35 protein-coding genes are annotated in these 25,620 nt (G+C 38.9%); 11 read left to right on the forward strand and 24 right to left on the reverse strand.

Annotated elements, in window-relative coordinates; genetic code table 11:
* Positions 1 to 79 precede the first annotated feature (79 nt).
* The gene (locus MKY06_RS16055) at positions 80 to 397 is read left to right on the forward strand and encodes a DUF3243 domain-containing protein (protein ID WP_013083905.1); all 318 of its coding nucleotides are present in this window, start codon (positions 80 to 82) and stop codon (positions 395 to 397) included.
* Between the two features lie 47 nt (positions 398 to 444).
* On the opposite strand, the gene MKY06_RS16060 is transcribed toward MKY06_RS16055, so the two are convergent.
* The 6 genes from MKY06_RS16060 to MKY06_RS16085 all read right to left on the reverse strand — a co-directional run bounded on the left by MKY06_RS16060 (position 445) and on the right by MKY06_RS16085 (position 5,439).
* Positions 445 to 1,290, reverse strand: coding sequence for an N-acetylmuramoyl-L-alanine amidase family protein (locus tag MKY06_RS16060; RefSeq protein WP_097812212.1), 846 nt, complete (start codon positions 1,288 to 1,290; stop codon positions 445 to 447).
* A gap of 229 nt (positions 1,291 to 1,519) precedes the next feature.
* A complete protein-coding gene (locus MKY06_RS16065; RefSeq protein WP_013057839.1) occupies positions 1,520 to 1,642 on the reverse strand; it encodes a hypothetical protein in 123 nt (40 codons plus the stop codon).
* Between the two features lie 152 nt (positions 1,643 to 1,794).
* On the reverse strand, positions 1,795 to 2,418 hold the full coding sequence (locus tag MKY06_RS16070; protein WP_097812213.1) for a LysE family translocator: 624 nt from the start codon (positions 2,416 to 2,418) through the stop codon (positions 1,795 to 1,797).
* 115 nt (positions 2,419 to 2,533) lie between these two features.
* Positions 2,534 to 2,713, reverse strand: coding sequence for a hypothetical protein (locus MKY06_RS16075; RefSeq protein WP_098277645.1), 180 nt, complete (start codon positions 2,711 to 2,713; stop codon positions 2,534 to 2,536).
* A gap of 137 nt (positions 2,714 to 2,850) precedes the next feature.
* A complete protein-coding gene (locus MKY06_RS16080) occupies positions 2,851 to 4,494 on the reverse strand; it encodes an APC family permease (protein ID WP_013083908.1) in 1,644 nt (547 codons plus the stop codon).
* Positions 4,495 to 4,881: 387 nt separating this feature from the next.
* Positions 4,882 to 5,439, reverse strand: coding sequence for a thioredoxin family protein (locus tag MKY06_RS16085; protein WP_013057844.1), 558 nt, complete (start codon positions 5,437 to 5,439; stop codon positions 4,882 to 4,884).
* 349 nt (positions 5,440 to 5,788) lie between these two features.
* On the opposite strand from MKY06_RS16085, the gene MKY06_RS16090 reads away from it, so the two are divergent.
* The 3 genes from MKY06_RS16090 to MKY06_RS16100 all read left to right on the forward strand — a co-directional run bounded on the left by MKY06_RS16090 (position 5,789) and on the right by MKY06_RS16100 (position 8,124).
* The gene (locus MKY06_RS16090; RefSeq protein WP_013057845.1) at positions 5,789 to 5,920 is read left to right on the forward strand and encodes a hypothetical protein; all 132 of its coding nucleotides are present in this window, start codon (positions 5,789 to 5,791) and stop codon (positions 5,918 to 5,920) included.
* A gap of 343 nt (positions 5,921 to 6,263) precedes the next feature.
* Positions 6,264 to 7,397, forward strand: coding sequence for a processed acidic surface protein (locus MKY06_RS16095; protein ID WP_098277646.1), 1,134 nt, complete (start codon positions 6,264 to 6,266; stop codon positions 7,395 to 7,397).
* 1 nt (position 7,398) lies between these two features.
* Entirely contained in the window at positions 7,399 to 8,124 is a 726-nt protein-coding gene (locus MKY06_RS16100; protein WP_013057847.1) for a class D sortase, read from the forward strand.
* Between the two features lie 29 nt (positions 8,125 to 8,153).
* Here the strand turns inward: MKY06_RS16100 and MKY06_RS16105 are convergent, their stop codons facing one another.
* Positions 8,154 to 8,945, reverse strand: a complete 792-nt coding sequence (locus MKY06_RS16105; RefSeq protein WP_013057848.1) for a sulfite exporter TauE/SafE family protein — start codon at positions 8,943 to 8,945, stop codon at positions 8,154 to 8,156.
* 312 nt (positions 8,946 to 9,257) lie between these two features.
* Here MKY06_RS16105 and MKY06_RS16110 point away from each other — a divergent pair, with 312 nt between their 5' ends.
* Complete coding sequence (locus MKY06_RS16110; protein WP_013057849.1) at positions 9,258 to 9,827, forward strand: GNAT family N-acetyltransferase; 570 nt, start codon at positions 9,258 to 9,260, stop codon at positions 9,825 to 9,827.
* Between the two features lie 208 nt (positions 9,828 to 10,035).
* Here the strand turns inward: MKY06_RS16110 and MKY06_RS16115 are convergent, their stop codons facing one another.
* A complete protein-coding gene (locus tag MKY06_RS16115) occupies positions 10,036 to 10,860 on the reverse strand; it encodes a 5'-nucleotidase, lipoprotein e(P4) family (protein WP_053487465.1) in 825 nt (274 codons plus the stop codon).
* A gap of 416 nt (positions 10,861 to 11,276) precedes the next feature.
* Here MKY06_RS16115 and MKY06_RS16120 point away from each other — a divergent pair, with 416 nt between their 5' ends.
* The gene (locus MKY06_RS16120; protein WP_013057851.1) at positions 11,277 to 11,909 is read left to right on the forward strand and encodes a YitT family protein; all 633 of its coding nucleotides are present in this window, start codon (positions 11,277 to 11,279) and stop codon (positions 11,907 to 11,909) included.
* Positions 11,910 to 11,949: 40 nt separating this feature from the next.
* Here the strand turns inward: MKY06_RS16120 and MKY06_RS16125 are convergent, their stop codons facing one another.
* The gene (locus MKY06_RS16125; RefSeq protein ID WP_013057852.1) at positions 11,950 to 12,948 is read right to left on the reverse strand and encodes an NADP-dependent oxidoreductase; all 999 of its coding nucleotides are present in this window, start codon (positions 12,946 to 12,948) and stop codon (positions 11,950 to 11,952) included.
* 128 nt (positions 12,949 to 13,076) lie between these two features.
* On the opposite strand from MKY06_RS16125, the gene MKY06_RS16130 reads away from it, so the two are divergent.
* Complete coding sequence (locus MKY06_RS16130) at positions 13,077 to 13,304, forward strand: hypothetical protein (RefSeq protein ID WP_013057853.1); 228 nt, start codon at positions 13,077 to 13,079, stop codon at positions 13,302 to 13,304.
* Positions 13,305 to 13,393: 89 nt separating this feature from the next.
* On the opposite strand, the gene MKY06_RS16135 is transcribed toward MKY06_RS16130, so the two are convergent.
* On the reverse strand, positions 13,394 to 13,828 hold the full coding sequence (locus tag MKY06_RS16135; RefSeq protein ID WP_029322809.1) for a hypothetical protein: 435 nt from the start codon (positions 13,826 to 13,828) through the stop codon (positions 13,394 to 13,396).
* A gap of 244 nt (positions 13,829 to 14,072) precedes the next feature.
* Here MKY06_RS16135 and MKY06_RS16140 point away from each other — a divergent pair, with 244 nt between their 5' ends.
* The gene (locus MKY06_RS16140; protein WP_013057855.1) at positions 14,073 to 14,531 is read left to right on the forward strand and encodes a GyrI-like domain-containing protein; all 459 of its coding nucleotides are present in this window, start codon (positions 14,073 to 14,075) and stop codon (positions 14,529 to 14,531) included.
* 28 nt (positions 14,532 to 14,559) lie between these two features.
* Here MKY06_RS16140 and MKY06_RS16145 read toward each other — a convergent pair whose 3' ends face one another.
* Both MKY06_RS16145 and MKY06_RS16150 read right to left on the reverse strand, forming a co-directional pair.
* Positions 14,560 to 15,033, reverse strand: a complete 474-nt coding sequence (locus MKY06_RS16145; protein ID WP_013057856.1) for a hypothetical protein — start codon at positions 15,031 to 15,033, stop codon at positions 14,560 to 14,562.
* Between the two features lie 98 nt (positions 15,034 to 15,131).
* Positions 15,132 to 15,257: a hypothetical protein gene (locus MKY06_RS16150; protein WP_016764808.1), complete on the reverse strand. Its 126-nt coding sequence runs from the start codon at positions 15,255 to 15,257 to the stop codon at positions 15,132 to 15,134.
* 301 nt (positions 15,258 to 15,558) lie between these two features.
* On the opposite strand from MKY06_RS16150, the gene MKY06_RS16155 reads away from it, so the two are divergent.
* Positions 15,559 to 16,443 (forward strand): YitT family protein, encoded by an 885-nt coding sequence (locus tag MKY06_RS16155; RefSeq protein ID WP_013057858.1) that lies wholly within the window; start codon positions 15,559 to 15,561, stop codon positions 16,441 to 16,443.
* A gap of 39 nt (positions 16,444 to 16,482) precedes the next feature.
* On the opposite strand, the gene MKY06_RS16160 is transcribed toward MKY06_RS16155, so the two are convergent.
* The 9 genes from MKY06_RS16160 to MKY06_RS16200 all read right to left on the reverse strand — a co-directional run bounded on the left by MKY06_RS16160 (position 16,483) and on the right by MKY06_RS16200 (position 21,945).
* On the reverse strand, positions 16,483 to 17,241 hold the full coding sequence (locus tag MKY06_RS16160) for a cytochrome c oxidase assembly protein (protein WP_098277647.1): 759 nt from the start codon (positions 17,239 to 17,241) through the stop codon (positions 16,483 to 16,485).
* Positions 17,234 to 17,716 carry a DUF2243 domain-containing protein gene (locus tag MKY06_RS16165; protein ID WP_013057860.1) on the reverse strand — a complete coding sequence of 161 codons (483 nt, stop codon included), beginning with the start codon at positions 17,714 to 17,716 and terminating at the stop codon, positions 17,234 to 17,236. Before MKY06_RS16165 ends, MKY06_RS16160 begins: the two co-directional genes overlap by 8 nt.
* Positions 17,717 to 18,793: 1,077 nt before the next feature.
* Entirely contained in the window at positions 18,794 to 19,204 is a 411-nt protein-coding gene (locus MKY06_RS16170) for a disulfide oxidoreductase (RefSeq protein ID WP_013057862.1), read from the reverse strand.
* Positions 19,204 to 19,911: a DsbA family protein gene (locus tag MKY06_RS16175; RefSeq protein ID WP_098277648.1), complete on the reverse strand. Its 708-nt coding sequence runs from the start codon at positions 19,909 to 19,911 to the stop codon at positions 19,204 to 19,206. Before MKY06_RS16175 ends, MKY06_RS16170 begins: the two co-directional genes overlap by 1 nt.
* A 41-nt stretch (positions 19,912 to 19,952) precedes the next feature.
* Positions 19,953 to 20,804, reverse strand: a complete 852-nt coding sequence (locus MKY06_RS16180; protein ID WP_013083927.1) for a M56 family metallopeptidase — start codon at positions 20,802 to 20,804, stop codon at positions 19,953 to 19,955.
* A gap of 3 nt (positions 20,805 to 20,807) precedes the next feature.
* Positions 20,808 to 21,221 carry a BlaI/MecI/CopY family transcriptional regulator gene (locus MKY06_RS16185; protein WP_013057865.1) on the reverse strand — a complete coding sequence of 138 codons (414 nt, stop codon included), beginning with the start codon at positions 21,219 to 21,221 and terminating at the stop codon, positions 20,808 to 20,810.
* 84 nt (positions 21,222 to 21,305) lie between these two features.
* Entirely contained in the window at positions 21,306 to 21,443 is a 138-nt protein-coding gene (locus MKY06_RS16190) for a YvrJ family protein (protein WP_098277649.1), read from the reverse strand.
* Positions 21,444 to 21,498: 55 nt separating this feature from the next.
* On the reverse strand, positions 21,499 to 21,711 hold the full coding sequence (locus tag MKY06_RS16195) for a DUF2922 domain-containing protein (protein ID WP_013057867.1): 213 nt from the start codon (positions 21,709 to 21,711) through the stop codon (positions 21,499 to 21,501).
* A 15-nt stretch (positions 21,712 to 21,726) separates the two neighbouring features.
* The gene (locus MKY06_RS16200) at positions 21,727 to 21,945 is read right to left on the reverse strand and encodes a DUF1659 domain-containing protein (protein WP_013057868.1); all 219 of its coding nucleotides are present in this window, start codon (positions 21,943 to 21,945) and stop codon (positions 21,727 to 21,729) included.
* Positions 21,946 to 22,063: 118 nt separating this feature from the next.
* Between MKY06_RS16200 and MKY06_RS16205 the strand changes: the two genes are divergently transcribed.
* Positions 22,064 to 22,507 (forward strand): hypothetical protein, encoded by a 444-nt coding sequence (locus MKY06_RS16205; RefSeq protein ID WP_340960935.1) that lies wholly within the window; start codon positions 22,064 to 22,066, stop codon positions 22,505 to 22,507.
* 38 nt (positions 22,508 to 22,545) lie between these two features.
* Here MKY06_RS16205 and MKY06_RS16210 read toward each other — a convergent pair whose 3' ends face one another.
* Positions 22,546 to 22,692, reverse strand: coding sequence for a hypothetical protein (locus tag MKY06_RS16210; RefSeq protein ID WP_013057870.1), 147 nt, complete (start codon positions 22,690 to 22,692; stop codon positions 22,546 to 22,548).
* A 157-nt stretch (positions 22,693 to 22,849) separates the two neighbouring features.
* A complete protein-coding gene (locus tag MKY06_RS16215; RefSeq protein WP_013057871.1) occupies positions 22,850 to 24,172 on the reverse strand; it encodes an AlbA family DNA-binding domain-containing protein in 1,323 nt (440 codons plus the stop codon).
* A 148-nt stretch (positions 24,173 to 24,320) separates the two neighbouring features.
* Here MKY06_RS16215 and MKY06_RS16220 point away from each other — a divergent pair, with 148 nt between their 5' ends.
* Complete coding sequence (locus MKY06_RS16220; RefSeq protein WP_098277650.1) at positions 24,321 to 24,875, forward strand: HAD-IIIA family hydrolase; 555 nt, start codon at positions 24,321 to 24,323, stop codon at positions 24,873 to 24,875.
* Here MKY06_RS16220 and MKY06_RS16225 read toward each other — a convergent pair.
* Positions 24,826 to 25,401 (reverse strand): poly-gamma-glutamate hydrolase family protein, encoded by a 576-nt coding sequence (locus tag MKY06_RS16225; RefSeq protein WP_013057873.1) that lies wholly within the window; start codon positions 25,399 to 25,401, stop codon positions 24,826 to 24,828. The two genes, MKY06_RS16220 and MKY06_RS16225, sit on opposite strands and share 50 nt — an antisense overlap.
* Between the last annotated feature and the right edge of the window lie 219 nt (positions 25,402 to 25,620).

Consider the following 25,620-nt stretch of genomic DNA (forward strand, 5'->3'; position numbering starts at 1 on the left):
ATTTGGACGTTTATTTACTGAATCCTCAGGGAATATGCTTTCTAACACCCAAATATAACCATGAGAGGAGAAAAAAACTATGAGTAATTCTGTAGAAACAAATCATTCAGCAAAAGTTGAAGGAGCAATTAATTCTATGAGCGAGGAGAAAAAAGAGGATATTCTCTCTAGCTTCGAAGGATTTAAAAGTTATCTAGGGGACAAGGTCTCAAAAGGCGAAAAGTTAGGGATGAATGAGGAACAGCTGGCTAAAACAGCTCAGAAAGTAGCTGATTACCTTGCTAAGCATGAAGAGCCGCGCAATCGAGAGGAAAACCTGCTTCACGAACTGTGGAAGGTTGGAGACAAAGAACAGCAGCATCACCTTGCCCATATGCTTGTAAGATTAGTTCAATAAATAAAAAAGATGACACGCTGCCGTGTCATCTTTTTTATTTACAGATATTAAACAGCGGGAATGATAATTTGCTGACCAATTTGTAAGTTTGTAGGATCTACGCCGGGGTTTGCATCCTGCAGCTGCTGAACGGTCATGCTGTATTTTTTCGCGATGCTATAAAACGTATCTCCTGCTTGTACAGTATACGTAGTGACAGGAAGAACAATTTGCTGACCAATTTGCAGTTTTGTAGGATCTACGCCAGGATTTGCATCCTGCAGCTGCTGAACGGTGATATTATACTTCTTTGCAATGCTATAAAATGTATCTCCAGATTGAATGGTATAGAATGTAATTTGATTAGAAGGTAAGTTTAAATACTTAGCAATTCCACGCGCGTGCGCTTCTCCCACTTCCCGAAGAAACGTAGCGTTTTTTAATTTTTCAGCGTCGGCTGTCGTATCGATAAACAAGTTTTCTGTTAAAACAGCTGGCATATTTGTTTCACGCAGTACAGCGTAATTAGCCGTTTTTAAACCGCGATCTGCAATCGTCCCAAATTTCCGCATGATTGTTAAAATCTCTGTGTGCAGCTCTTTTTGTAAAAGAGAAGATTGACTTCCCTCTTGTGATGGATACCGATACGTTTCAAATCCAGTACCGCTGCCAGCATTGATGTGCATAGAAACAAAAATATCCGCTCCCCATGCATTAGCCCGGTTCGCTCGATCTGATAATGAAACAAACACATCGGTTGAACGGGTTACTTGAACATCTACGGAATAGTTATGTTCTAAATACGCCCGCGCGTGTAGTACAAGCTGCAGCGTAATATCTTTTTCACGCAAATTATTTCCTAAAGCTCCTGAATCTGTACCGCCGTGTCCTGCATCTAGCCATACTTTTTTCATGTGAACCTTTCCTTTCAATCATAATATGAAAGAATTTGTGATTAACACCGGCTTTGCCTGATGTTTTATCTCTCATTCTATATATATATATGTGATTGGACAAGAAGGGTTCGTCCCCTTAAAACATTCGAGAATATTCACTCAAAAAAGCAGGATTTTGCTAGGCACTGCTGTTTTAAAGTACAAAATAAAGACGGATAAATGAGCTAGCGTGAATCTCGTTACACCGCTATTGATTTCCGTGCAAGACTTCGCTTTCCGCGGGCGGTGAGCCTCCTCGTCGCTTGCACTTCTGCGGGGTCTCACCTATTCCGCTTTTCCCGCAGAAGTCTTCGCCTTGCCCTCCAATCACCAGCTAGAAGCAACTACATACATGAAACCTACTTTTACTATAGACATAAAAAATCCGAACGAATTGGATTTATCGTTCGGATCTCCCTTTAAATAACCTATGTCCACGCCTTTTAATAGAGATAAAAAGCAGGTTTACCGTCTTATCTTTTGCTATTTCTCACTGAAAGCAATTTTTAAGCCAATAAGCGTAAAGATAGAGCCTTGCACAAGATTAAGCCGCTTAGACAGCGCCGGAGATTTTCGCAAAAACTCTCCTACTTTCCCTGCAAATAGACTAATTAACGTAAAAATAATCAGCGCTTGAACTAAAAACACAGCGCCGTAAACAAGCATTTGCTGTGTGGCGTGTCCGGTTGAATGATTAACAAACTGAGGTAAAAGAGCAAGAAAAAAAAGCGAAACTTTTGGATTTAGCAGATTCATAATCACTCCTTTTTTATATAGCACCTTGTACTCAACGGCTTCTTTGTTTTCAACAGAGAGAGCGGAATCTTTTGCTGTAAATGTCTTATAAGCCAGATATAATAAATAAGCTGCTCCAGCGTATTTTACAATAGCAAACGCTAAAGCCGATTGATAGATAACAGCCGATAGACCCAATGTTGCTGCAGCTATATGACCAAGCAAGCCCGTACAAAGCCCTAATGAAGTCGAGATTCCTGCATATCTACCGTTTGATATGCTTTGTGCTAAAACAAATAAGTTATCAGGTCCAGGCATAACCGTAAGCAAAGCGGCTACGCCTAAAAAAGAAGTGATTGATACGATATCCATAAGTCGTTCTCCCCCTGCATGATTTTGCCCACCATTATAGCATTTTTTACTGTCTAGTATTCAAAAAAATAAAATTTATCCACAAAAGAAGAGGCTGGAACATAACTAAATCAATCTAATCTAAAGACAAACAAATTGGATACATGAACTGGACTGCTTGTGACACCGCAGTTGATTTCCGTGCAAGGCTTCGCTTTCCGCGGGCGGCCGATGAGCCTCCTCGTCTCTTGCGCTCCTGCGGGGTCTCATCCCTTCCGCTTTCCTTGCAGGAGTCTTCGCCTTGTCCTCCAATCAACTGCTAGAACCAACTATACACATAAAATCTATATTCAACATAACAACAAAAAAACACGAACTACCAATCAAAAAATAATTAATAGTTCGCATTTGACTTCAACTGAAATACTTTTGTCCCAGCCTCATTTTTACTACTTATTTAATTTGTTTTTCTATGATCTGTTCTTTAGCTGAGGCAGTCTGTGCTTCCGCTGCTTTCATTTCATTATTAACATTGATTGCTTCTTTTAAATACTCGGTTTTGTATCCGCTTTTAAGTGCCCAAGCATAAAAGAAAAGTGCAACAATTGCAATCAGACCCATATCCCAGCCGTATTTAATAATATTGAGTCCCCCGAACTTTTCACTTCCTATCCAAGAGATTGTCATCATACATAATAAGTAGACAATCATCCAAACGCCAGCTCGGAAGTTTTGACCAAAGCCTTTCCATTTGGATTTTGCTTGGTAATAAAAATAAATTGGCAAACCAATTAAAATAATAAATAATACCTGTCCAGTTAACGGCCATCTTGCCCAGTAAAGAGTAAGTGAAGCAAAAATAAATCCAAGAGGCGCTATTACGTTTAACCCTTTTATACGTAAAGGTCTATAAAGATCGGTCCCCGTTTTTCTTAACGTCATAGCGGTAATAGGACCGGTAAGATATGAAATTAATGTAGCTACAGAAATAATTTCGGCTAATATTCCCCAGCCTCTAAATAAAAATAAAAAGATGAATGAGACAAATAAATTAAAGAACATGGCTTGACGCGGAACTCCGTAAAGCGGATGAACTCGTCCCAGTATATTCGGCAAATATTTATTTTTTTCCATACCATAAATCATGCGTGACGTGGTAGCTGTATACGTAATACCTGTTCCTGATGGCGATACAAAAGCATCGGCATATAAAACAATAACAAGCCAGTTAATATTTAAGGCAATCGCTAGATCGGCAAACGGCGAATTAAAGTTAAGATGACTCCATCCTTTTACGATTTCTGAAGGATTTACCGCTCCAATAAACGCAATTTGAAGCAATACATAGATCACGGTCGCAATTAAAATGGATCCTACTACCGCAATAGGAATAGAGCGTCCCGGGTTTTTCGCTTCTCCCGCCATATTAATAGGGCTTTGAAAACCGTTAAAAGCAAACACAATCCCAGACGTAGCAACAGCTGTTAAAACGCTTGCCCATCCATTTGGAGCAACGCCTCCTGCAGAGGAGAAGTTTCCTCCGTGAAACCCTGCGAATAAAAGAGCGCCAATTGTAAGCCCTGGAATTACAATCTTAAAAACGGTAATAAGCGAATTAGCTTTCGAAAATAAGCCTACGGTCCAATAATTTAAAAGAAAATAAATGATTAATAGTCCTGTAGCAATAGCCAAGCCTTTTCCAGTAAGAATCCCATTTTCTACTAAACTGCCTGTCCATTTCGCCCACTCCCATGGCCATGAACTCATATACTGAACAGAAGCAACCGCTTCAACAGGAATAACCGATACGATTGCAATCCAGTTTGCCCAAGCCGCAATAAAGCCAAGAAATGAGCCGTGCGAGTATTGCGTATACTTAACCATACCTCCTGCTTCTGGAAACATAGACCCTAGTTCACTGTAAGAAAGAGCTATAAATAAAATAACAACCATTCCAATAATCCAAGAAGCAATTGCTGCCGGGCCTGCAATTTGAGCAGCTCTCCATGCCCCAAACAGCCATCCTGATCCAATAATAGATCCAAGACCGACCATCATGAGAGAAAACGTTCCCATTTTTCTATGTAAGTTATTCATGTATCTAACACCTTTCTTCTATATTTTCTGAGAAGTTAGTTATTAAGCGCTTTCATTAAATTTAAAAAATAAAATTCATTTTGAACTCTAAAAATGCTGCTTAAAAATACTGACCAAAAGCTTTTCCATTCATTTCATTCACGCGTCCCCTTTCTTCATTTATTATTTGTTATTATATCATCATCAAGTGGAAAAGTACGCGTTTTGAATAAAAAATATTTTTATTTTTAGAATTTTGTACGTTTTCTCAATTAAAAGTGCGCGATTTGAACACTAACATTCATAAGAGCTGCCTTTCCATTAAAGTGATATACAAACGATCTTGTTGCAATAACCAGAAAAAAAGCAAGATAAAATGAGCGCTTCATTTTATCTTGCTTTTTTAAGTTATTTCACAACAGCTAATACCGTTTCTTTAAAGCTGTTATAAACATACGACCAAAGAGCCGGTTCTTCTTTATATCTTCTTCGTAACGAAGAAAAGACTTCTTTTTGTTTTTCTTCAAACGAAGGATCTTCTTTTGAAGGAAGCGTGGCACGAAGCTCATCGACGATTTGCTGAACTTCAGGAGCGCGAGGACCCCATTTTCCTAGTAAATTCCCCTCATTATTAAAAATTAAAATAATCGGAATGGCACGTCCTCCGTTTGTTAAGTGGCGGTCAATTAATTCGGTGTCCGCATCTCGCAGTGCAACGCGCACATCGATACCGGCAGCTTCAGCTACTTTACGAATGATTGGGTTAATCATCATCGCATCTCCGCACCAATCTTCAGTAATTGCTAAGAAGTGAAGCTTGTGAGCCTTTAATTTGTCAGCGAGTCCATCTTTAGGAAGCTGAAATTGTTCATAAACAGCTAAACTTTCCTCTTTTAATGTACTCATGTCGTTCATATATGTTTGAATTGATTTTCCTTCTTCAAAATACTGCTGTTCTGTTTTCATCAAAATCCCTCTTTCTTTTTTGTATACGAATAGATGAGATGTAAAAATTCGGTTTACTCTTTTCTATACGCACTACTAGTATAGCTTTTAAGCACAGCCAATCAAAATATAAAAGTCAGCGCGTTTTTTTAATCCCGTTTTTTAGCCTGCGACAGGATTTACAACACTTCAATTTAAAAACAGCACATTGAGATGTTATAAAAAAAGAGAATGGGGTACATGTACACTATCAATGTAACAAATTTTAAATCTTTGTGAATATTTGAGAATGTTTATTGTGTAACCGTCATCTTTTGATTATGATAATGATATGTTAGCTACTTGACTAAATATGGAGGATGAGGCAAATATGAATCAATCCCCGCATGAAAAGCGAAAAAAACGCAAACAGTTTGTAGAACGTTTAAGGCTAAAAGGAATCAAAATAGAGCTGACAAAACCGCGCTCTCACTTTTCTTCACTATCCTTACTAAAATCATAACTCGTAACCACCTTTTTCTAAAGCGGAACGGTATCGAATTTCAACTATCTATGCTAAAGCTTACATATCATTTCAAAAAGAACAGCTTCTAAGTGCTGTTCTTTTTTGGTACTTTTTTATATTTCTGCCTCTGTCAAAAAAATTATAAACCTTTTTCTTTATTTCCTCCTTTTTCTATCTGGGGCTTTCCTCTCCCTTTCATACGGGATTCTCAAAATCTATAGTTCTATAAATCCCTTAAATTACCACTATATTCAAGCTATATATAATATAAGTATATATTGTAAATTTATAACTCTTCCTATATAATCTTGTAGAAAACGTAAAAAAAAGGAGAAAATTGATGAAAAAACTGGGGGCAATACTATTATCATTTCTGCTGTTTGTAGGCGTATTTCCAACGTCTTCATTCGCAGCAGCGTCAACATTTGACGCAGATTTCAACAAGTATTTAAAATCGGTAAGCCAAACGCGAGGCTTTGAAGTAACCAAAGACGACGTTGAATATTCGCTTTCACTGTACGATGAAAGTCTTGAAAACTTCGATACAATCGCAGATTTAGAAGATTTTTTAGGTGAACCAATTGCAGCTGACTTACATAACGTGCAAGATGTGTATGCAGATTTTGACTTAGACAAAACAAGCTTAAATGCGTTATTAAAAGAGAATGGCCAAAGCTTAGACGATTATGTGTACCTAGATGATTTATATGAGGATGTTGGCTTCTATCTAGAGGGCGACGACTGGTATAAAGATGATGAGTCATATGACGAAGAAGACGCTTCTTACGATGATGAATTAAGCGAAGAAGATTTAAGCGGCTTACTATCGTTTATGCAGTCTGAATTAGGCTTAACTTCAGAAGAGTTAAATCGAATTGAAGCACATTTTACATCGTTAGAAGATGAGCTTTCAAATGAAGCAACGCTTAACCGCTTAGATCAATTAGGCGAGCGCTTAGCGGCATTCGAAGATTTTGATACAGCAACAGAATTATCTGCTGATCAAATCGCTGAATTAATGTCTATTTATAAAGAAATGCTATCAATCTTCCATTTAGACGCTAAGTTTGCACTTGTACAAGGCGGAAATGAAAGACCGCTTTCTCTTACTGATTTAATCAACTTAGAAGAATTAAAAAATGCAAGTCTAAAAATTTCTCTTTATACAACAGACGGTAAATTTTTAGCAGACATGGTGATTACAGGCGATATGTTTAATTCTGATATCATCACAGACACAGGAAAAGAAGTAGAAAAATCTGCTGAAGCTGTAGCAAAACCAGCTCAAGCGCAAAAACCAGCAGTAGAAAAGAAACAAGAACCGGTGAAGAAACAAACGAATGGCGCTGTACAAAAAACCATTAAAGGTGGAAAACTTCCCGAAACGGCTTCTAATTATGTAACAAATACATTAATTGGATTAGTGCTTGTAGCAGCTGGCTTTGTTCTTTTCCGCAAAGTGAGACGCGCATAAAATGGAACCAAGAAAAACAAGAAGAACAATCAATCGCAAAAAGCGGTTGATTGTTCTTTCCCTTTTAGCCGCCGTCATTTGCTTTGGTCTTTGGTTTACAACAACAAACGCCTATAAATTTGCAAGAGGCTATTTGGCATTTAAAACAATGGATACAGAAGAACCAGCCGCAGCTTCAGTTTCTAAAAGCAAGGACTCTTCAACAGCAGACTCTTCTGCTGAAGCTTCTTCTGTTGAAGCTAAAAAAGCGGTACACTCTCGTACTGCTAGCTCGGAAAAAAAGCCGAAAGTGTCAAATGTGTCTTACCCGAAACAGCCAAAAATCGGTGATTTAATGGGAGAATTATATATTCCTAAATTAAACGCTAAGCTGCCGATTTATCACGGTACGAACGAAGATGAATTAGAAAAAGGCGTGGGTCATTTTGCAGGAAGCGTGTTGCCTGGTCAAAACGACAATTCTGTTCTATCAGGACATCGCGATACGGTTTTTCGTAAGCTTGGCGACGTGGGTGAAGGCGATTCGCTCGTGGTGAACACGGCAGCAGGCACCTTCACATACAAAGTGAACAAAGTACGAATCGTTGATGCGGATGACCGGACTGTTATTGTGCCAAAGCCTAGAGCCACTTTAACCGTCAGCACCTGTTATCCATTTAACTACGTTGGTTCAGCACCTGAACGCTATATTTTAGTCGCTCACCTTGTGTCATCAACAACAAAATAAAAAAGCTGTCCTTAAAAAGGCAGCTTTTTTTAATGAATAGATTTCATTAGTAAATCAAACCATATTTTCAGCGAAGTCGCCGTAATAACGATCGCTAAGATAACTTGCAGCGACGCTACCTTCGTCTTTTGCCCGACAAAAGCGCCGATTGGAGCTGCTAGTAAGCTTGCTCCAATAATCATAAGCGCCGGAAGCAAAAGGACTTGATGCGTCATTACTTTACCGAATGTTGTTCCCATAGACGAAATAAACGTCACGGCTAATGAGCTTGCAATCGTTACGCGCACAGGAATTTTCAACACGGTAATCATAATAGGAACAAGTAAAAATGCGCCCCCTGCTCCGACAATCCCCCCGCAAATTCCAACTAAAAACGCCAGAGCTGCTGCCAAAGGTTTTGAAAACGTCACTTCGAATGAATCGGCCGCTGGATTATTTTTTTTGGGCATAAACATTAATCCTGCAGCAATTGTTGCCATCACGCCGTAAATGAAATTGATCATTCCTTCTGAAAACGAGTTTGATAGCGTTGAACCAATGAGACTGCCAACTAAGACGCTGATACCCATATATAAAATTAACGGTTTATTCAAATAGCCGCCCTTTTTGTAAGCAAGAGCTCCTGAAACAGACGCAAACAGCGACTGTACGGCTCCTATACCAGCTACTTCGTGCGCGCTGAACATTCCCACTCCTACAAGAGGCGGAACAAATAGCAACAGCGGGTACAAAACAACTGATCCTCCAATTCCAAGCATACCTGCTAAAAATGACCCGAAAAACCCGAGTGCAAATACCGTTATTAATAGTTGTACATCCATGTTTTTACCACCTGCTTTTATCAATCCAATATCATGTTTGTTATAAAGTATGTATACATACAACGCCTTATCTTTTCTTCCATTGTATCACTGTATATGCTTCTTTTCTGTAAAAATATTGATAAAAGTGCTTTCAATTATTAATTTTTTTAATCATTAAAATCCTATCGACTTTATGCGTTATTTACTTTTAGCCTAAACTTCCTCGTTCTCCTCTCTGTTACTTGTGGTAGAATAAAGAAAAACTAGATGTTAGAACTGCCTACACGCTACGCTTATCTCAGCAGGCCCATCATCACAGGAGGCTTTCGTATGTTTGAATACAAAATTGATGACGAAGTTAGTTTGCATTTGATTGAATCAACTGACGCTTTCCCCTTGCTTTCTCTTATTAACGAGTCAAGACCTTACCTAAAAGAATGGCTCCCATGGGTAGATAGCATGCAAAGTATTGCCGACTATGATGAACTTATCCCTGAATGGAGAGCTCAATACTATAATAACCAAGGGTTCCAGGCCATCATTCGGTACTACGGAGAAATCGCCGGGATGATTGGTTTTCACGGAATTAATTGGGGAAACAAAAGTACAAGCCTCGGCTATTGGATTGGACATGATTTTCAAGGAAAAGGTATTATGACAAGAGCCGTACACGGATGCCTGAACTATGCATTTAATACGTTAAACCTTCATCGAGTCGAAATACGCTGCGGCGTTAATAACGAAAAAAGTAAAGCCATCCCTACGCGTCTAGGTTTTACAGAAGAAGGCCTTTGCAGAGAAGGTGAATACCTATATGATCACTACCACGACCTTGTGATTTATGGCATGTTAAAACACGAGTGGAAGCAAGCTCCTTATGCTCCTTGGCTTCTTTCTTAAAAGGCAGGATCAGTTGGACAAGCTATAGTAAAAAGATTAAAAGAAGCTGGGACAACAATATGTGAGTTGAAGAGAAATCCGAACGAGGTTGATTCTTAATGGAGAATCAACCTCGTTCGGATTTTTTATTGTGATGGTGAACAAAGGTTTCAATGCAGGTGCTTCTAGCTGTTGATTGGAGCGATTTCGTTATGTCTCCATCTCTTTTTTAGTTGAAATACTGAAGCTGTTCGCGGCGAAGCTTATCTTTTTGTTTGTCCGAAATTGAGTAGTCGTAGTTATAAATAGCTCCTTCCCAATCTCCATACATTGGATTTGGAAATACGATTAGCTTTTGGCCAAACGCTTCTTTTTGCTCTTCTACAAGCTTATTTCGATCAGTAATGGACTTTTTATCAAAGCCGCTAAAATCAGATAAATTATCCCCAAACAGCAGGACTACATTATGATTCGTCGCTACTTTTTGACGGCGCGTTTCTTTTCCTTCATCTTTTGGACCCGTTAATAGCACATGGTCTTTGGTTGCTTGAGGAATATGTAAATTCTTTAGGTTTTTAATTGTTGCCTCAAGCTGAGAAGTTGTACGGCCTGAAATATAGTAAATATCTACGCCTTTTTGATCCGCATACGTCAAGAAATCAACAGCACCTGGTACTGCTTTCGCTTTTGCTGCTTGCACCCACTCATCCCACTTATAAGGAAATCCTTTGCCGGTTTTGATTGCTGATGCTTGAAATGGACTATTATCAAGCACGGTCTCATCTAAATCCAAAATAATGGCAGGCTTTTTATCGGTACTTTTTGCAAGCGCCTCATCTAAACGAAGCTTTCCTGTATTATAGCCTTGGTAATACAAAGCTTTCATTTCGCCGGATGTTTGGTACCAAGCGTCGGCCATGATTTGCTGATCAGCGAGGTGTTGAGCGGGTTCTTTTTTCTCAGCAGACACTTCTTTTTCCTGCTGAGGGGCACATGCTGTCATTGAAAAAGCAAGTACAGCCACCCCTGTCAACGCTGATAATTTCTTATTCATTTCGCATCCACTTCCATCTCTACATATTTTCATACTAATAATGTTATATATTACCTCAATTAAACAAAAAATCAACTAAAATCCGAATTATATTTTAATTTTAGTTAAAATTGTTCGTTCAAACTAATGTTTCCTCCCTTTTTTTAACCATTATCCAAATATTTGTTTATACATTTTCCAAAATCCGTTTTTCTCATTCTTTCTTTGTAATCTTTTTTTAGAAACATATTGGTTTATCGCTCATTCGCTTCAAAAAAACTTAATAAATCTGAATTATCTAACTTTTAATCTTGTGTTAGATTCTCTCACAAAAGTGCTTTTTTTTGAAAAGATATATAGTAAAATAGATTTTGTGAATTAAAAGACGGTGTTTTCTATCGAAAGTATTGTATAAATATACAAAAGGGGATGGAGATATGAATCACGTAAAACAATGGGGATGGATTACCTTTGGCTGTTTGTGCGTTGCCATCGGAATTCAATTTTTAACCGCTTCTAACCTCGTTATTGGCGGAACAGCAGGACTTGGAATCGTCCTGCAGCATTTAACCGGTATTTCATTTGGGGTATTGTTCTTCATCATCAATTTACCATTTTATTTTATGGCTCTTACGCAAATCGGGCTGCAATTTACGATAAAAAGCTTCATCAGCGTTAGCCTGATGTCAGTGATGTCCGATTTATTAGCTGCCAACTTTTCGTTTGAGCTTCCGCATCCGCTTGTAGCTGCGATTGTGGGCGGCATTATTGTCGGCATTGGACTGATCTTTTTGTTTCGCCACGGCTCTTCTCTTGGCGGAATCAACATGCTATGCGTGTTTCTTGATAAACGCTTTGGCATTAATCCAGGTAAAACAATGCTTTTGACAGATGTGTTGATTGTAGGCTCTGCAACAGTGGTATTCGGCGTAGTTCAAGTTCTTTATTCGTTAATTGGTATCTTCATCATGACAGGACTGCTTGGACGCTATCACAAACGCTCGCCAATCGAACGAACTGGTGAACATATGGAAGAAGAAGCGAAACAACAAACGGCTTCAACGATGTAAAAAAAACCGTGCGGGATTATTCCCGCACGGTTTTTTACGCTTATTCTGCTACTTTTACAAGCTGTTTTCCTAAGTTTGCTCCTTCAAATAAACCAAGGAACGCTTCAGGTACATTTTCAAAACCTTCTACAACGTTTTCGCTGTACTTGATTTTTCCTTGCTGCACCCATTCGCCTAACTGCTTAATGCCTTCAGGGAATTTGTCCGCATAGTCGGCTACGATAAAGCCTTTCATTAACGCACTGTTAATTAATAAAGGTGTTTGAACACGCGGTCCAACATCTTGTTTTTCTAAGTTATACAGTGAAATTTGGCCGCAAAGCGGAATGCGCGCAAACTTATTTAATAAGCTAACAACTGCATCTGAAATCTCTCCGCCGACGTTTTCAAAGTAAACATCAACGCCATTAGGACACGCTTCTTTCAACGCTTCTTTCACATTTCCTTTTTTATAATTAATCACTTCATCAAATCCGAGCTCATCTTTTAAATAAGCAATTTTATCTTCAGAACCTGCGATGCCGACAACACGTGCGCCTTTAATTTTAGCGATTTGACCAACAACAGATCCAACAGCACCTGCTGCACCGGAAACGACTACTGTTTCGCCTTCTTTTGGCTGACCGATTTCAAGCAATCCAAAGTAAGCTGTGAGACCAGGCATACCAAGAACGCCGATAGCCGTTGTAATTGGCGCTAGCTCTGGATCAACTTTCTGTAAGTTTTTTGCTTCTGCAGCTGAATAGCGTTTCCAAGGAAGCATACCCGTCACGATATCGCCTTCTTTAAAGCGATCTGATTTTGATTCCATTACGCGTGCTACAATGCCGCCTGCAAGCGGTGCGTTTAGCTCAAATGGAGGAACATATGATTTTGTATCGTTCATGCGTCCTCTCATATACGGATCAACAGAAAGGTACAGTGTTTGAACAAGTACCTCGCCTTCTTTCGCTGTAGGCATTTCAATTTTTTCGTATTTAAACGTATCTTTTGTTGGCATTCCCTTTGGGCGTTCTGCTAATAAAATTTGTTCATTCATCGATATCGCTCCTTTTTATTTCTCTGTTTTTTGTAAAATGTGCTAAACTTACCTTTGTTATTTTAAATTATATATTGTGCACAACGCAAAAAATATGATTGTGCAATAACACCAAAGGAGAAAAAGACATGGAGCTAATTCGCTGTAAAGAAAATGTTGTTAAAAAACTAAACGAGTTTGTTGAAGTAACTCCCCCCGTTATTTTGTTTAAAAAAGGCAATATGTATCCGATTAAAATGGATATCAACTATAATTGGATTGCCACGGATGAACAAGGTCATGAGCATATTGTCGCTTCAAACACAAAGAATGTGCAGGACGACTACTGGTTTAGCTACCATTTTGACTTATATTAAGGAGTTTCCCGGATTTACTCTTCATAAACGTTATATAAATAAAGTGTTGCATCAGTAAAAAACAGCTCCAGAATTCTGGCGCTGTTTTTTTATGTAGTAATCGCAATTGCACGTGTATTTGTTTGAGCAGTCACCCCGGTTGAAGACCGGCTAAAAAACTCTATTCTCACTGAGTACGTGTATGTACCAATTGATGTTACTGTATCTACCCATGTAAAAGAAAGAGCGTTTTGCTGAGTAAATGATAGTGTTAAAACGGCTGCAGCTCCCTGCTGTAAATTCTGTGAAAACAAAAGCTGAGAATTTCTATATACTCTAAGTGTTACTCCATATTGATAACTAGTTAATCCAAGGGGAATACTCGATTCAATTGTAGCAAAACCGTCTATTTTCATCTTTTGGTTGGTTTTTTTCGTCTTAGCGTCTACACTTAAAATGCTCGTTTCCGAACCATAAGTCAATGTCTGCACGTTTTGAGACTGCGCTGAAAATATGTTCAGCTGACCTTGAATTACGTCTCCCATCTTCCTACCTCCAATATGAATTACATGGTAATAAAGTATATACTCTCCTTTTATTTAACATGACTAAGAGTTTACTAATCTCCACTAATCAGCTTGCCAGAACTATCTCTTGATTCACAAAAGCTATCTTTTATAATGTTCCATTTTCTGCATCGATATCTACTTAAGATTATGTTACAATCACGGTAAAGTAATTTATGATTGATAGAATAAAAGCTAGAGCTTGAAAAATTCGAGGTGGATTATGCAAGGTAAAGTTGTATATAAAGAAGGATTTTCAGTGATAGGCATAGCAAAAAACGGAGAGTATCAAAAAGAGAATCTTTTGAAGCAAATACTTAAAGAAAAAGAAATGATTAGCTCTTCAAAAGAACCTCATATGGTTACAGGCATTTGCATGGCTCCGAAAAAAGAAAATTATTTTTATATTGCAGGGACAGAAGTGGCTGATACGGCTTGTATTCCAAACGGTATGAGCGTTCATACGTTTCCTTCGTTTACATACCTGCAGTTTAAACACAGAGGTCCCATTACATCGCTTGGGTCGACGTATAACAGCATCTGGAATGAATGGCTTCCGAACTCTCCTTACAGCATGATTGAAGGTCCTGCTCTTGAAATTGTAAATACAGCTATACACAGCAATTTATATAGTGATACATATGAAATGGATATTTATATTCCCATAAAGCTGGGACAATAAAAAAGGTGAACTTAAGTTCACCTTTTTCCTATTTTTGCAGCTGTTTATATAAATGATAAAGAGTAAAAACGCACTCTGGATGACGCTCTTTATGGTTAAAAAATCCATGGGGAAACATGAGTGAAAGATTCCCTTTTTCAATTCCGGTCACATACTTGTTTTCCATAAGCGGATATTCTTTCACAACCCAGCGCGCTTCGTCAATAGTAGACGTAACCACTTCACCAAAGTATACGCCCATGCACTCTTCGAATTCTTCTTTTGTCATCGAAAAATAGTCAAAACAATTGCTGTCTTCTAGATCATAGTAAAGAAGCTCTAATATTTTCAAGCTTTCATCTGTAAAATCAACGGTGAATTCATCTACCGCTTTGCTTATTTCATGAATGTGATTCATGCACTGTTCGCGCACTTGATGATAGTAATAGCTAGCTTCAAACTGATGTTCACACGTCACTAACGATTCTCCGTATGATGCTGTTAGATCATGATGCTTGCTCATGCTGACACCTCCACGCTAAGCTTATGGAGCAAGTATAACATTAACCAAGCAGCTATTGAGCATCTTCCATTAACAACCTATCCGTGGCAATATTAGGTTCACTTTTTGCTCATTATTCTGCCGTACACAAATCCTCCGCTAACAAGAAGAATACCGCTAATTAATACGCTGCTTAAAAAGATTTGCGAATGCATCAAGTGATTATACATCATCCACACGCTCATTTCGTCATCTCCTTTTGGCTTTTTTAACTAGTATCCCCGATTTTCTTACCGCACATGCCGGCGTTTTCACTGTTTTTTCATCAAGTTTCTATATAGTTAAAGCCGTGAAGCCAACTATCTTTTTTCATCGTTTTACTCTTTAAAAAGCCTGCTTATGACTCTAAAGCAGGCTTTTTTTACATGGTGAAACAAGTAATTAAGCCGTCTATCCCCACTAATTGTGCATAGTAAGGTATAATTAAAGATAGTTTCACTTTTCTAAAGTGAGAAATACATATGAGGCATCAAAGGAGACATGCAAATGACAGAACTCGAAAAAGCGAAAATTCAGCACCGAAAGCTGTCCAAGGGACAGGTATTTGGAAGGGCCGTCGCCATTGCGATCGGTGCGCTGCTCATGGCCACAGGACTTGAAATTTTCCTTGTCCCAAACCACGTTGTCGACGGAGGAATTACCGGTATTTCCATCATGCTTTCGCATATTACTGGCGTAAATCTAGGAATCTTTCTTTTTGTACTAAATCTTCCGTTTGTATTTATCGGGTACAAGCAAATGGGGAAAACATTTGCCCTTTCCACTATTTTTGGCATACTGGTTGTATCCATCTTAACTTCTATGTTTCATGAAGTCCCCGCGTTTACCGCAGACGTTCTCCTTGCTACCGTTTTTGGAGGAATTATTCTCGGAATTGGAATTGGACTCGTAATTCGCTACGGCGGAGCGCTTGACGGTACGGAGATACTTGCCATTTTAATCAGTAAAAAAATTCCGTTTTCTGTGGGAGAAATTGTGATGTTTTTCAACTTCTTCATTTTAGGAGCAGCGGGATTTGTGTTCACGTGGGACCGCGCCATGTATTCCATCCTTGCTTATATCATTGCAGCTAAAGCCATTGATACGGTTGTAGAAGGATTGGAAGAATCAAAATCAGCCTGGATTATTAGTGAATATTCCGACGAAATTGGCGATGCGATTAATGCGCGTCTAGGTCGAGGCGTTACCTATTTGCACGGTGAAGGTGCTTATACGGGCGATGATAAAAAAGTGATTTTCTGCATCATTACGCGCCTTGAAGAATCAAAGCTAAAAACCATTGTTGAAGATTTTGACCCTACTGCCTTTTTAGCCGTTGCAGATATTACCGAAGTCCGCGGCGGACGCTTTAAAAAACGAAACATTCACTAAAAAAACGCGCAGAAAGCATGATGCTTTCTGCGCGTTTTTTTATATAAGAGATACTTTTTGAACCCGCTTAAACCATTCATAACAAAGAAGCACAATTAAACATAAGTCGATTAAATCGCCTCCGTAATACATCAGCATAGCCCCTTGCTGCGCCCCTTCCGCCGAGACGTGCATAGGCGGGTGAGCGTACACATATTTTGATAAAATACCGTGAGCGGCAAGAGCAAGAACCAATACGGATGCTCGGTGCGTAAAAGTTTTTTGATGCGGTGAAGGATCAATTGAAATCATCGATACGGTGAATAAAGAGCCGGCTAAAAATACGTGAATATGTACAGCGACATGCACGAAAAAAGAGTGATGCATCATGCCATACAGACTTGTTGTATAAAGAATCCAAAGTCCTCCTACGTTAAGAACAGAAGCTGTCACCGGACTGCTGATGAACCGAACAAACCGTCCTTTTAAAAGTTTTGACACTTTTCTGGCTGCATGAACCGGAAGCGTGCGAAGCAGCAGCGTAAGAGGTGCTCCTAACGCCATTAAAAGCGGAGCTAGCATACCTAAAAGCAAATGCCCCGTCATATGCGCGGTAAAGTCCATATGAGCACGGGCTGCGAGCGGTCCTGCTACAGAAGATATGGCGCATAAAATACCAAGTGTCCAGCTGGACGTCCTATATAATGACCATTTTCTATACGTCGCATTCGAAGACGCTACAGCCCACATATATAAAAAAAAGGCAGCGGCAAAAGGCAGAGCTAATAAAAGCTGAGACAATACTTCATATTTAATCATGATGTGCACCTTGTTTACGTGTAAACCATGTTAAAATGATGCCAATAAGCAGCATCAAACATGCAAGTACATTCCACGTAATGTCGTAAGGTGCAATCTTCACTCCGTACCGGATTTGATGAAGTCCCATAAGCTTGTGCTGCACGGTCCCGTCATAAAGCTGAAACGCACCGGCTCCAAGCAATACTCCTCCTATCCACCTTTTCACCCACCAGCCGCCCCGGCGCCTGAGATCCGCCACCATAAAAAGTGATGCAATTGTAGCGAACCAGCTGAATGCATGAAACAAACCGTCCGACACTAAACCAGCGGACGTTGTGGACTTATCATAAAAATGATGCCAATGAAGCAGCTGATGAAACACTGCTTCATCAATAAAAGCAACTAACCCTACGCCAAACAAAAAGCCTGACCAGCTATTTCGAGCGCGGTGAACCACGCGCTGATTTGTAGTTGCTTCGTGTTTCTTTTCCATATATATACCTCCCTGGCAGCTCTTTAAGTTTATATCGATTCTAATGAACGTATACCCTATTAAAGAGAAATGAATCTATAATATGGAAAAATAGGAGCTATATCCTAATATCGTTTTCACTATCTTTTCATCATAAAGGTATAGGATAGTATTTGCGAAGCCAATTAGCATATTTTTTCATAGTTTTACTCCCTTTCTAATGACCTGTTTCCCCAAAGCAGGTCTTTTTTATATTCCGCTTCTCTTTTCACCATTTTTTCACCATAAAGGTATAGGATAGTACTTGCGAAGCCAATTAGCATATTTTTTTCATAGTTTTACTCCTTTTGAAGATCTGCTTCCCCAGAGCAGGTCTTTTTTTATATCCCGCTTCTCTTTTCATCATTTTTTCACCATAAAGGTATAGGATAGTACTTGCGAAGCCAATTAGCATATTTTTTCATAGTTTTACTCCCTTTCTAATGACCTGTTTCCCCAAAACAGGTCTTTTTTATATCCCGTTTCTCTTTTCACCATTTTTTCACCATAAAGGTATAGGATAGTACTTGCGAAGCCAATTAGCATATTTTTTTCATAGTTTTACTCCTTTGTGAAGACCTGCTTCCCCAGAGCAGGTCTTTTTTTGTTTGATGTTTCTTTTCACTGTTTTTTCACTATTGGGCGGTAAGATAGTATGTGTAAAGCCAATTAGCATATTTTTTCATAGTTTTACTCCCTTTCTAGTGACCTGTTTCCCCAAAACAGGTCTTTTTTTATTTTTTCTAAAAGCTTCCATCTTTTCACCGTTTTTTCACTTTTCTTTTGTATACTAAGTTTGTCAAAGCAATTTCATCATTTTTCATAAATGACCCCTATTTATTCCCCGCTTTTTGTGAGCGGGGCTTTTTTTATAAGAAAAGCATATTTTCCCCTTATTTTTTAAAAAAGCTTTTCTCTTTTCACCGTTTTTTCACTTTTCTTTTATATACTGTTCTTGTCAAAACAATTTCATCATTTTTCATAGATGTACCCTATTTGCACCCGCTTCTTGTAAGCGGGACTTTTTTTGTTTCCATACAAAAAAGCTTAACCCCGAGGTTAAGCTTTTTTCGTCTGCTTGCGAAGAACAAGCATCATAATCGTAATAATGGTAAACGCAATAAACGCTAAAAAAGGAATGGTGATAAACCCAAGCCAGTTAATATATTGACCTGAGCAAGGAACACCGCTTGTACACGTTTCAAATGCTTTAAGAGCCGGTATCTTCTGCAGGCAATAATGATAGCCTGAAAGCGCCATACCAATCACCGAAAACGGCAGGACGTATTTGTAGATGAACGTATCATTCCGATACACGGCTATACCTAGCACAATCGCGAGCGGATACATTAAAATTCGCTGATACCAGCAAAGTTCACACGGGATAAAGTGAAGAACTTCACTAAACGTCAAGCTTCCAAGCATCGCGATAAGCGCTGTAATCCACCCGAAAACCAAAGACTTGTTCATTATTTGTTCTCCTTAGCCGCATCTTTGACCATTTGATCAAAGTCATCGATTGTTTTTCCTTCGAATTTTTTGCCGCCTACATAAATGGTTGGTGTACCTGTGATGCCTAAATCATTGGCTGTCTTCATATCTTGATCAAACGCATCTTTTCCTTTTCCGTCTTTAAATGCACTCGCTACTTTTTTCGCATCGGCATCGCTAGATACTTCTTTCAGCGTATCTTCTAAGTAGGATTCCGTTAAGACATCTTTCTTTTCGTCCGCTGCGTTTTGCTTTTTATAAAGAAGTTCATGGAATTTCCAAAATGTATCGTTTCCAAGCTCTTTATATATCGTCTCGGCAAACTCTGCTGCACGAGATGAGTCATTGTTGATAAACGCATAGTTCATAAAGTAGAATTTGACTTTGCCCGTATCTACATAATCTTTTTGAATCAGCGGGAAAAAGGATTCCGTGAAGTTTTTACAAGCCGGGCATTTGTAATCTCCAAACTCTACTACTTCTACCGGAGCTGACTCTTTTCCAAGATACGGCTGATTATCATATGTAAGAGCGGCCCTTTCATCTCCTCCGCCCTTTGACATATTAGAAAGGACGATTAACCCTAAAATGCAGACCGCAATAATTCCAATCACCCAAAAAATCCACTTGCTCGAGGACGTTTGCTGATTGGGCGTTACTTTTTTCTTTTTCTTTGCTTTTGACACAATCTCATCTCCTTCTTTTCTTTCCTTTCTCTCTTACAAACTTACAAAGCTGTTAGAGCTGTAAAAATTAGCGCACACAAAATAAAAAACACGTATAGCGACGTCAGCGTTAAAATAACAGGAGGCTGCATCGGCATTTTCGTTTCCGGATTTAAAATATATTGAATGCGATAATTAACCGACGTATCAGCAAACGATACGTGCGCACACGAAAGACTTGTTTGTCCCGTTTTAACCATTTTCAAAAGGGCGCTGCCGATGTGAGCAGACGTGCCATTTTTCACAATGGCATCTTGATCAGCCAGCACTTCACGCATGACTTTGAAACGTTTATGGCTCCATTTAATAAACGGAATATACCATAATGCAGAAGCAAGCGTGCTTAGTAAAAATGTTTTGAGCGGATCTTTGTTTGCAACGTGTGACTGCTCGTGGTAAATAACAGCTTCTAGTTCATTTTCATCAAGCACTGAGAGCAACCCTGTAGACAGAACGATGTGCGGTGTAAACAACCCCATTGTTAATGCAATGGGCTGATCTGTTGTTAAAACTGTTAAATTCTTTCCGTACGCTTTTTGCAGGTGAGCCGTTGTTGTTTCATTTCGCAGCTTCGTAATCATTTTACGGACTTTCCGCATTTGAATCACTTGCTTTACAGCTTTAATGAACAGTACAAACATCGTATGAAAAATAACCGCATTCAGCATGTATTCAATAAAAAACAAGCCGAAAAAGTGGGCTACTTTGTTACAAAGTAAAATTAAGTTAAATGATAAATTCCATCCAAACAGCAAATGCAGCACATACATGCCCATTTGCATAAGCAACGTCACGGCAATAAAAAAGCACAGGTTAAAAATAAGCTTAGAACGCTTTAGTATTCCTTGATTCATTGATTATTCATCCTTTTTTAACTGTTTGACTTTTGATTCGAGCATGCTTAACAGTGAATCATCGACTTCTTCTAACGCATCAAGCATATGAGTAACAGCAAGCGAGCCAAATTCGTCGATCAATTCGTGCGTTAACTCTTTCGACTGAGCGTCGATAAATTCCTCTTTAGAAAGAATCGGCTGATACATCGACGTACGTCCTTTTAAACGCTTTTGCAACACGCCTTTTTCCACCAATCGATTCATAACGGTCATAACGGTGTTGAAGTTAACTGCTTTTTCTTTCTCAAGCACGTGCTGCACATCTTTAATGGACATTTCACTTCCGTTCCATAAAGCCGTCATAATTTTTGCTTCAAGCGGGCCAAAAAAGCGATTAAGGCCGGTTTCGTTAAATTTGAATTTTTCAATTTTCATATTTGACACCTCACACTACCAATTGTAGTGTGAGGTGTCAAATCCGTCAACTTTTCCATGACAACTGCCTTACAATTGTCATAATCACTTTTTTACTTCATCGGTTAAATGCTGAATGGATAGCACAACTGTATCGAGCTTGGCTTCGATTCGGTGAAGTAAATAAAGCGTCACCACAACGGGAAAACCAACGTCTGAGACAATCGTAAACCACTCTGTCATCTTCCTCTCTCCTTTTAAAAAAGCCCTTCGCACCGAAGTGGAAGGACTCTCATTTTCAAATCGTAAATTCGGTTACATTTCGCTCGACGATTTGAGCGCCTTTTCTGGCAACGAGCGCTCCGCCGCTTGAAGTAAAGACATCGCTTGCGATCAGCGCATTCATTGCTGCTGTAATGGCTGCCGCGTCTAATGTATCTTTTGGTGATTCAATCGATAGGCTTACTGCTTTTTGTGACTCATTCAAAAACTGCATCGTTAAAGTTTTCATACTCTACCTCTTTTCTTATTTTAAAAGTGAAAACGTGACAACTTCGTTGATTTCAACAAGCGGCAGTGACTGCAGGCTGGCAATGGTTTCACTTGCTGTAATGAGTGCATCTGCAGAACTTCCAGGCTGAATGTTCATATAGGATTTTGTCTTTAAATCGGGTTTTCCATCCTCTTTTATTCCTTGTTCTAATACTAAGCGAAGCTGGCTTGAATGCTGAATTTTTTCTGCCATCTTTTATTCCCCCTTTCACTTTATATATAGAAATGGAAATAGGAAAGAGGGATGATGGAAACATAAAAATTTTTGGTTTATAATGGGAGATAGTCTGAGTTAGAAAGAGGCTTTGGTAATGAGAAAGTGGAGCTTTTTATTTTTTGTTCTAGCATTCATGCATCCAGCTTCAGCACTTGCTGACGAAGGTGCAGATGAAAAAAAGCTTGGTCCGTTTTACTACACGGTTTCTCATGATTATAGTCGAGAAAAATGGGATGTAGGGGTGTTAAATCAGCAAGACAAAACAAACATTCCTGAGACTGATTTGAACGCTGAAACGCTAAAATTGTTTCAGCGTACGGTTGATGATTTAGCAGACCTCGCGATTCGATTTGCTGCTATGAGCGTACTGCTTGTATGTTCACTCGTTGTTTTTACGTACTTTCGCATTCAAAAAAAACGCCCTTTTCTCCGCTTGTTTTTTGTTTTTTCAAGCGTTGGCTTTCTATTTTGCGTCTATACATCATTGGAGTTATTTAAAAAAACTGAACAAGCAAAATCTTTATTTTACTTACTATGACTTGAAACCCAAAAAAACCAGCCGATCGGCTGGTTTTTTCATGCATTTCTTACGGTTATGTACTTCTGTTCATACGTCATTTCTTCCGTTTGCTTTTGCTGCTCCAAATGGTAATAAGCAGCGCATACTCCTCCTAACCCAGCCAGTGCTAGGACAATTAGAAGTATGGATGTCGCTTTTTTCATTGCCTTTTCTCCCCTTATGTTTAACCCTACCTAGCAACGGCATCCGTAAAAAAGAGTCCCCTTTCTCTTCTTTACTTGCTCATTACTTACGAAAGATATTATCATACTTTTTTTCACTTTTGTCATTTTTTTAGTTATTGTCAAAAAATTGTATATTTTATCCTTGATTTAATGAGTGTTTAAGAAAGTCAATGGACTGGTTTTTTGAAAGGCCAAACGCTGTCACGATATAATCAACGTAGGCAAGAAGCTCCAGATTACCTCCCAATTTTGTCGTTTTAAATGATCGATTAAATCGGTATTGCTTTTTATCTGAAAAGACGAGCCCTTCTTCTTCTAAAAATGTTTGAAATTGCTCATGCGGAAAGTAAAGCACATCGTTTCGAACGTTCTCTAAGTCAATCACAATAATCATATCTTCCAGCTCTGCTTTTAATTCCATCATACAATCAATGTATCCGCCGATGCAGCTGATTAAAGATGTGAGAAAAAAGGGTCCGTTTATATATTGAAACTGCTCAAAAATCGTCTCATCGATGTAGCTTGAAATACTTGACTTTAATACGTCATGAATTTGTTTTGATTCTTCCATGTACGGAATAGGAATATGAAACTTAGCTGATCCGTTATAAAACTGCTCCCACGCAATTGTTTTATCATACGCATCAATCACATCTGTGCTTCGAAAAATGATGGATTCCGCTGAATAAGAGGCTTTAACAAACGGTGTATGCAGCATCACCGTACTCTCGTCGTCCAAACGATAGTGTTTTGGCTCGCTAGACTTGCTTAAAATATATTGTTTTAACCGTTCTTCTTCCATTTGTTCAACTAAATGCAAATCATATAGTGGCAGCACGTACATATTACACATCCCGTAATGAATATAGCTTTTCCCATGCATCGGCCATTTTCTGTTATAGATAGACAGTTCTTTTGTGCAAAATTCCTCTATTCGCTGCGTTTGATCCTCGGATTTTTGATAGAGTCGATCTAAATGATAGCGATCATCGATTTCCGTAACCGGAGATGTGCCGCTTCCAATTCTTCTGTAAATTTTCCCGTAAGACATGTACGGAGGGTTCGGACCTTCCGGAATCCAAATGACAAAAACACCTTGCCTGGGGTGATCTTCAGGTGATAAAAAACGCGTAACGATACGAGGAATGGGATTGGTGACATCTTTAAGCATATTATTAATAAACAGCTCATATTCCTTGCGCTCGAGCAGGTTAATGGAATGGTCGTCTTCATCTACGCCAAAAATAAGCCACCCTCCTTTTTCATTGGCAAACGAAGCGATGATATTTGGGATTTTCCGTTTGACCGTTGAGCTTACTTCGCGCTTGAACTCAAGCTGATAGCCTTCTTCTAAATGTTTTTCCATCATGCGCTGCACATCTGAAAACTCAATTTCTCCAATTGTTTTTTTCTTTCCGTCTTCGCTTATAAATGGTGAATAAAACGATTCTTCGTTCACTTGTCTTCCCCTCCTCACCACTTCTATTTAACTTATCCATATGATGAGAAGTAAAAAGACAGTCATATTTCTTTGATTTTTTTCAAAAAACAAATTTTTTACCAAATTAATCCTGTTTTATATTATGATAGAAAAAGAGGTGATTAATATGATTGAAGCAATATTTTTAGACCGAGACGGAACAATTGGCGGCAGTAATGAAATACAATATCCAGGTGATTTTCAGCTATTCCCTCAAGCAAAACAAGCGATTATAGACATAAAGAAACAAAACATTCCGTTGTTTTCCTTTACGAATCAGCCCGATATTGCAAAAGGAAAGGTAAAGAAATCAGACTTTATCTCTGAGCTTTTAGCTTTTGGATTTGATGATGTTTACCTTTGTCCTCATGAAGATTCGGAGAATTGTTCGTGCCGCAAACCAAGGACGGGCATGCTGTTAAAAGCAGCCGAGGAGCACAGCTTAAATTTGGCTAACTGCATCGTGATTGGCGACCGGTGGAAAGACCTCGTAGCGGCCCGTGCAGCAGGAGCACAATGTATTTTAGTGTTAACAGGAGCTGGGCACGACACGTTACATGCACGGGAAAAATGGGCTGACGTACAAGCAGCCTTTATTGCAGCCAATATACAGGAAGCTGTTGAATTTATCTTTACATCACTGAGTTCACAGCCGATACTACCGCATTCACATACTCGTTAAACAGCTGATTATCCTTCAATAATTGTTCATACTGCGGAGTGGTTATTTCAAGCTGCAGTCCTTTATGCCGCTGATTGCCGTTTGCGATATTTCGAGGTGAAACGCCTTTTAAATGTACGGGCGTTTCACTGATCGGAAAACCTGAGAGTGCATGACGCACCGCTTTTTCTAACTCTTCGTCTCTTCCTCCGATATAAGTCGTGCAGACGTCGCTGTAGGCACCGTGAAGAGAAATTGTGACCGCTGATTTTTTAACGAGATGACGCGCCATTTCTTCATCGTAGTTTGCAGACGTAACATGCAATTCAAACGGATTTTCTGTTTTCAGCGTTTTAAATACGTACACCGTTGCGTTCAGCTTTTCTGCTATTTTTTCTGCTACTTCTTCTGTCCCAATTTCCATCGTTCCTCCGTGAATAGCAAGCACGACAATTTCTCTCCGGCGAATGACACATTCTATTTCGTAATCAATTCCCGCTCGTTCACACTGTGATAGTTCTTGAAAACTTTGATACACATCCCTCATCTGCTTCTTCACACCTTTCTTTCATATACCCAGGCTTTATTTTTTCTTTTTCTTCATATAGTAAAGGTATTAACCCTTTGTTTACTCGTTTATTTTTGTTTTTATACTTTATATTTTAGTGTGCACAAAAATTTTTTTTGAAATTCGAAATAAAAGTATTGCCAAACAAACCGTCCAGACGGTAAAGTATTCTAGGGAAAATCAAAAAGGAGGAAATTC

It is taken from the genome of Priestia sp. FSL P4-0332 (assembly GCF_038005845.1).
Taxonomy (GTDB): domain Bacteria; phylum Bacillota; class Bacilli; order Bacillales; family Bacillaceae_H; genus Priestia.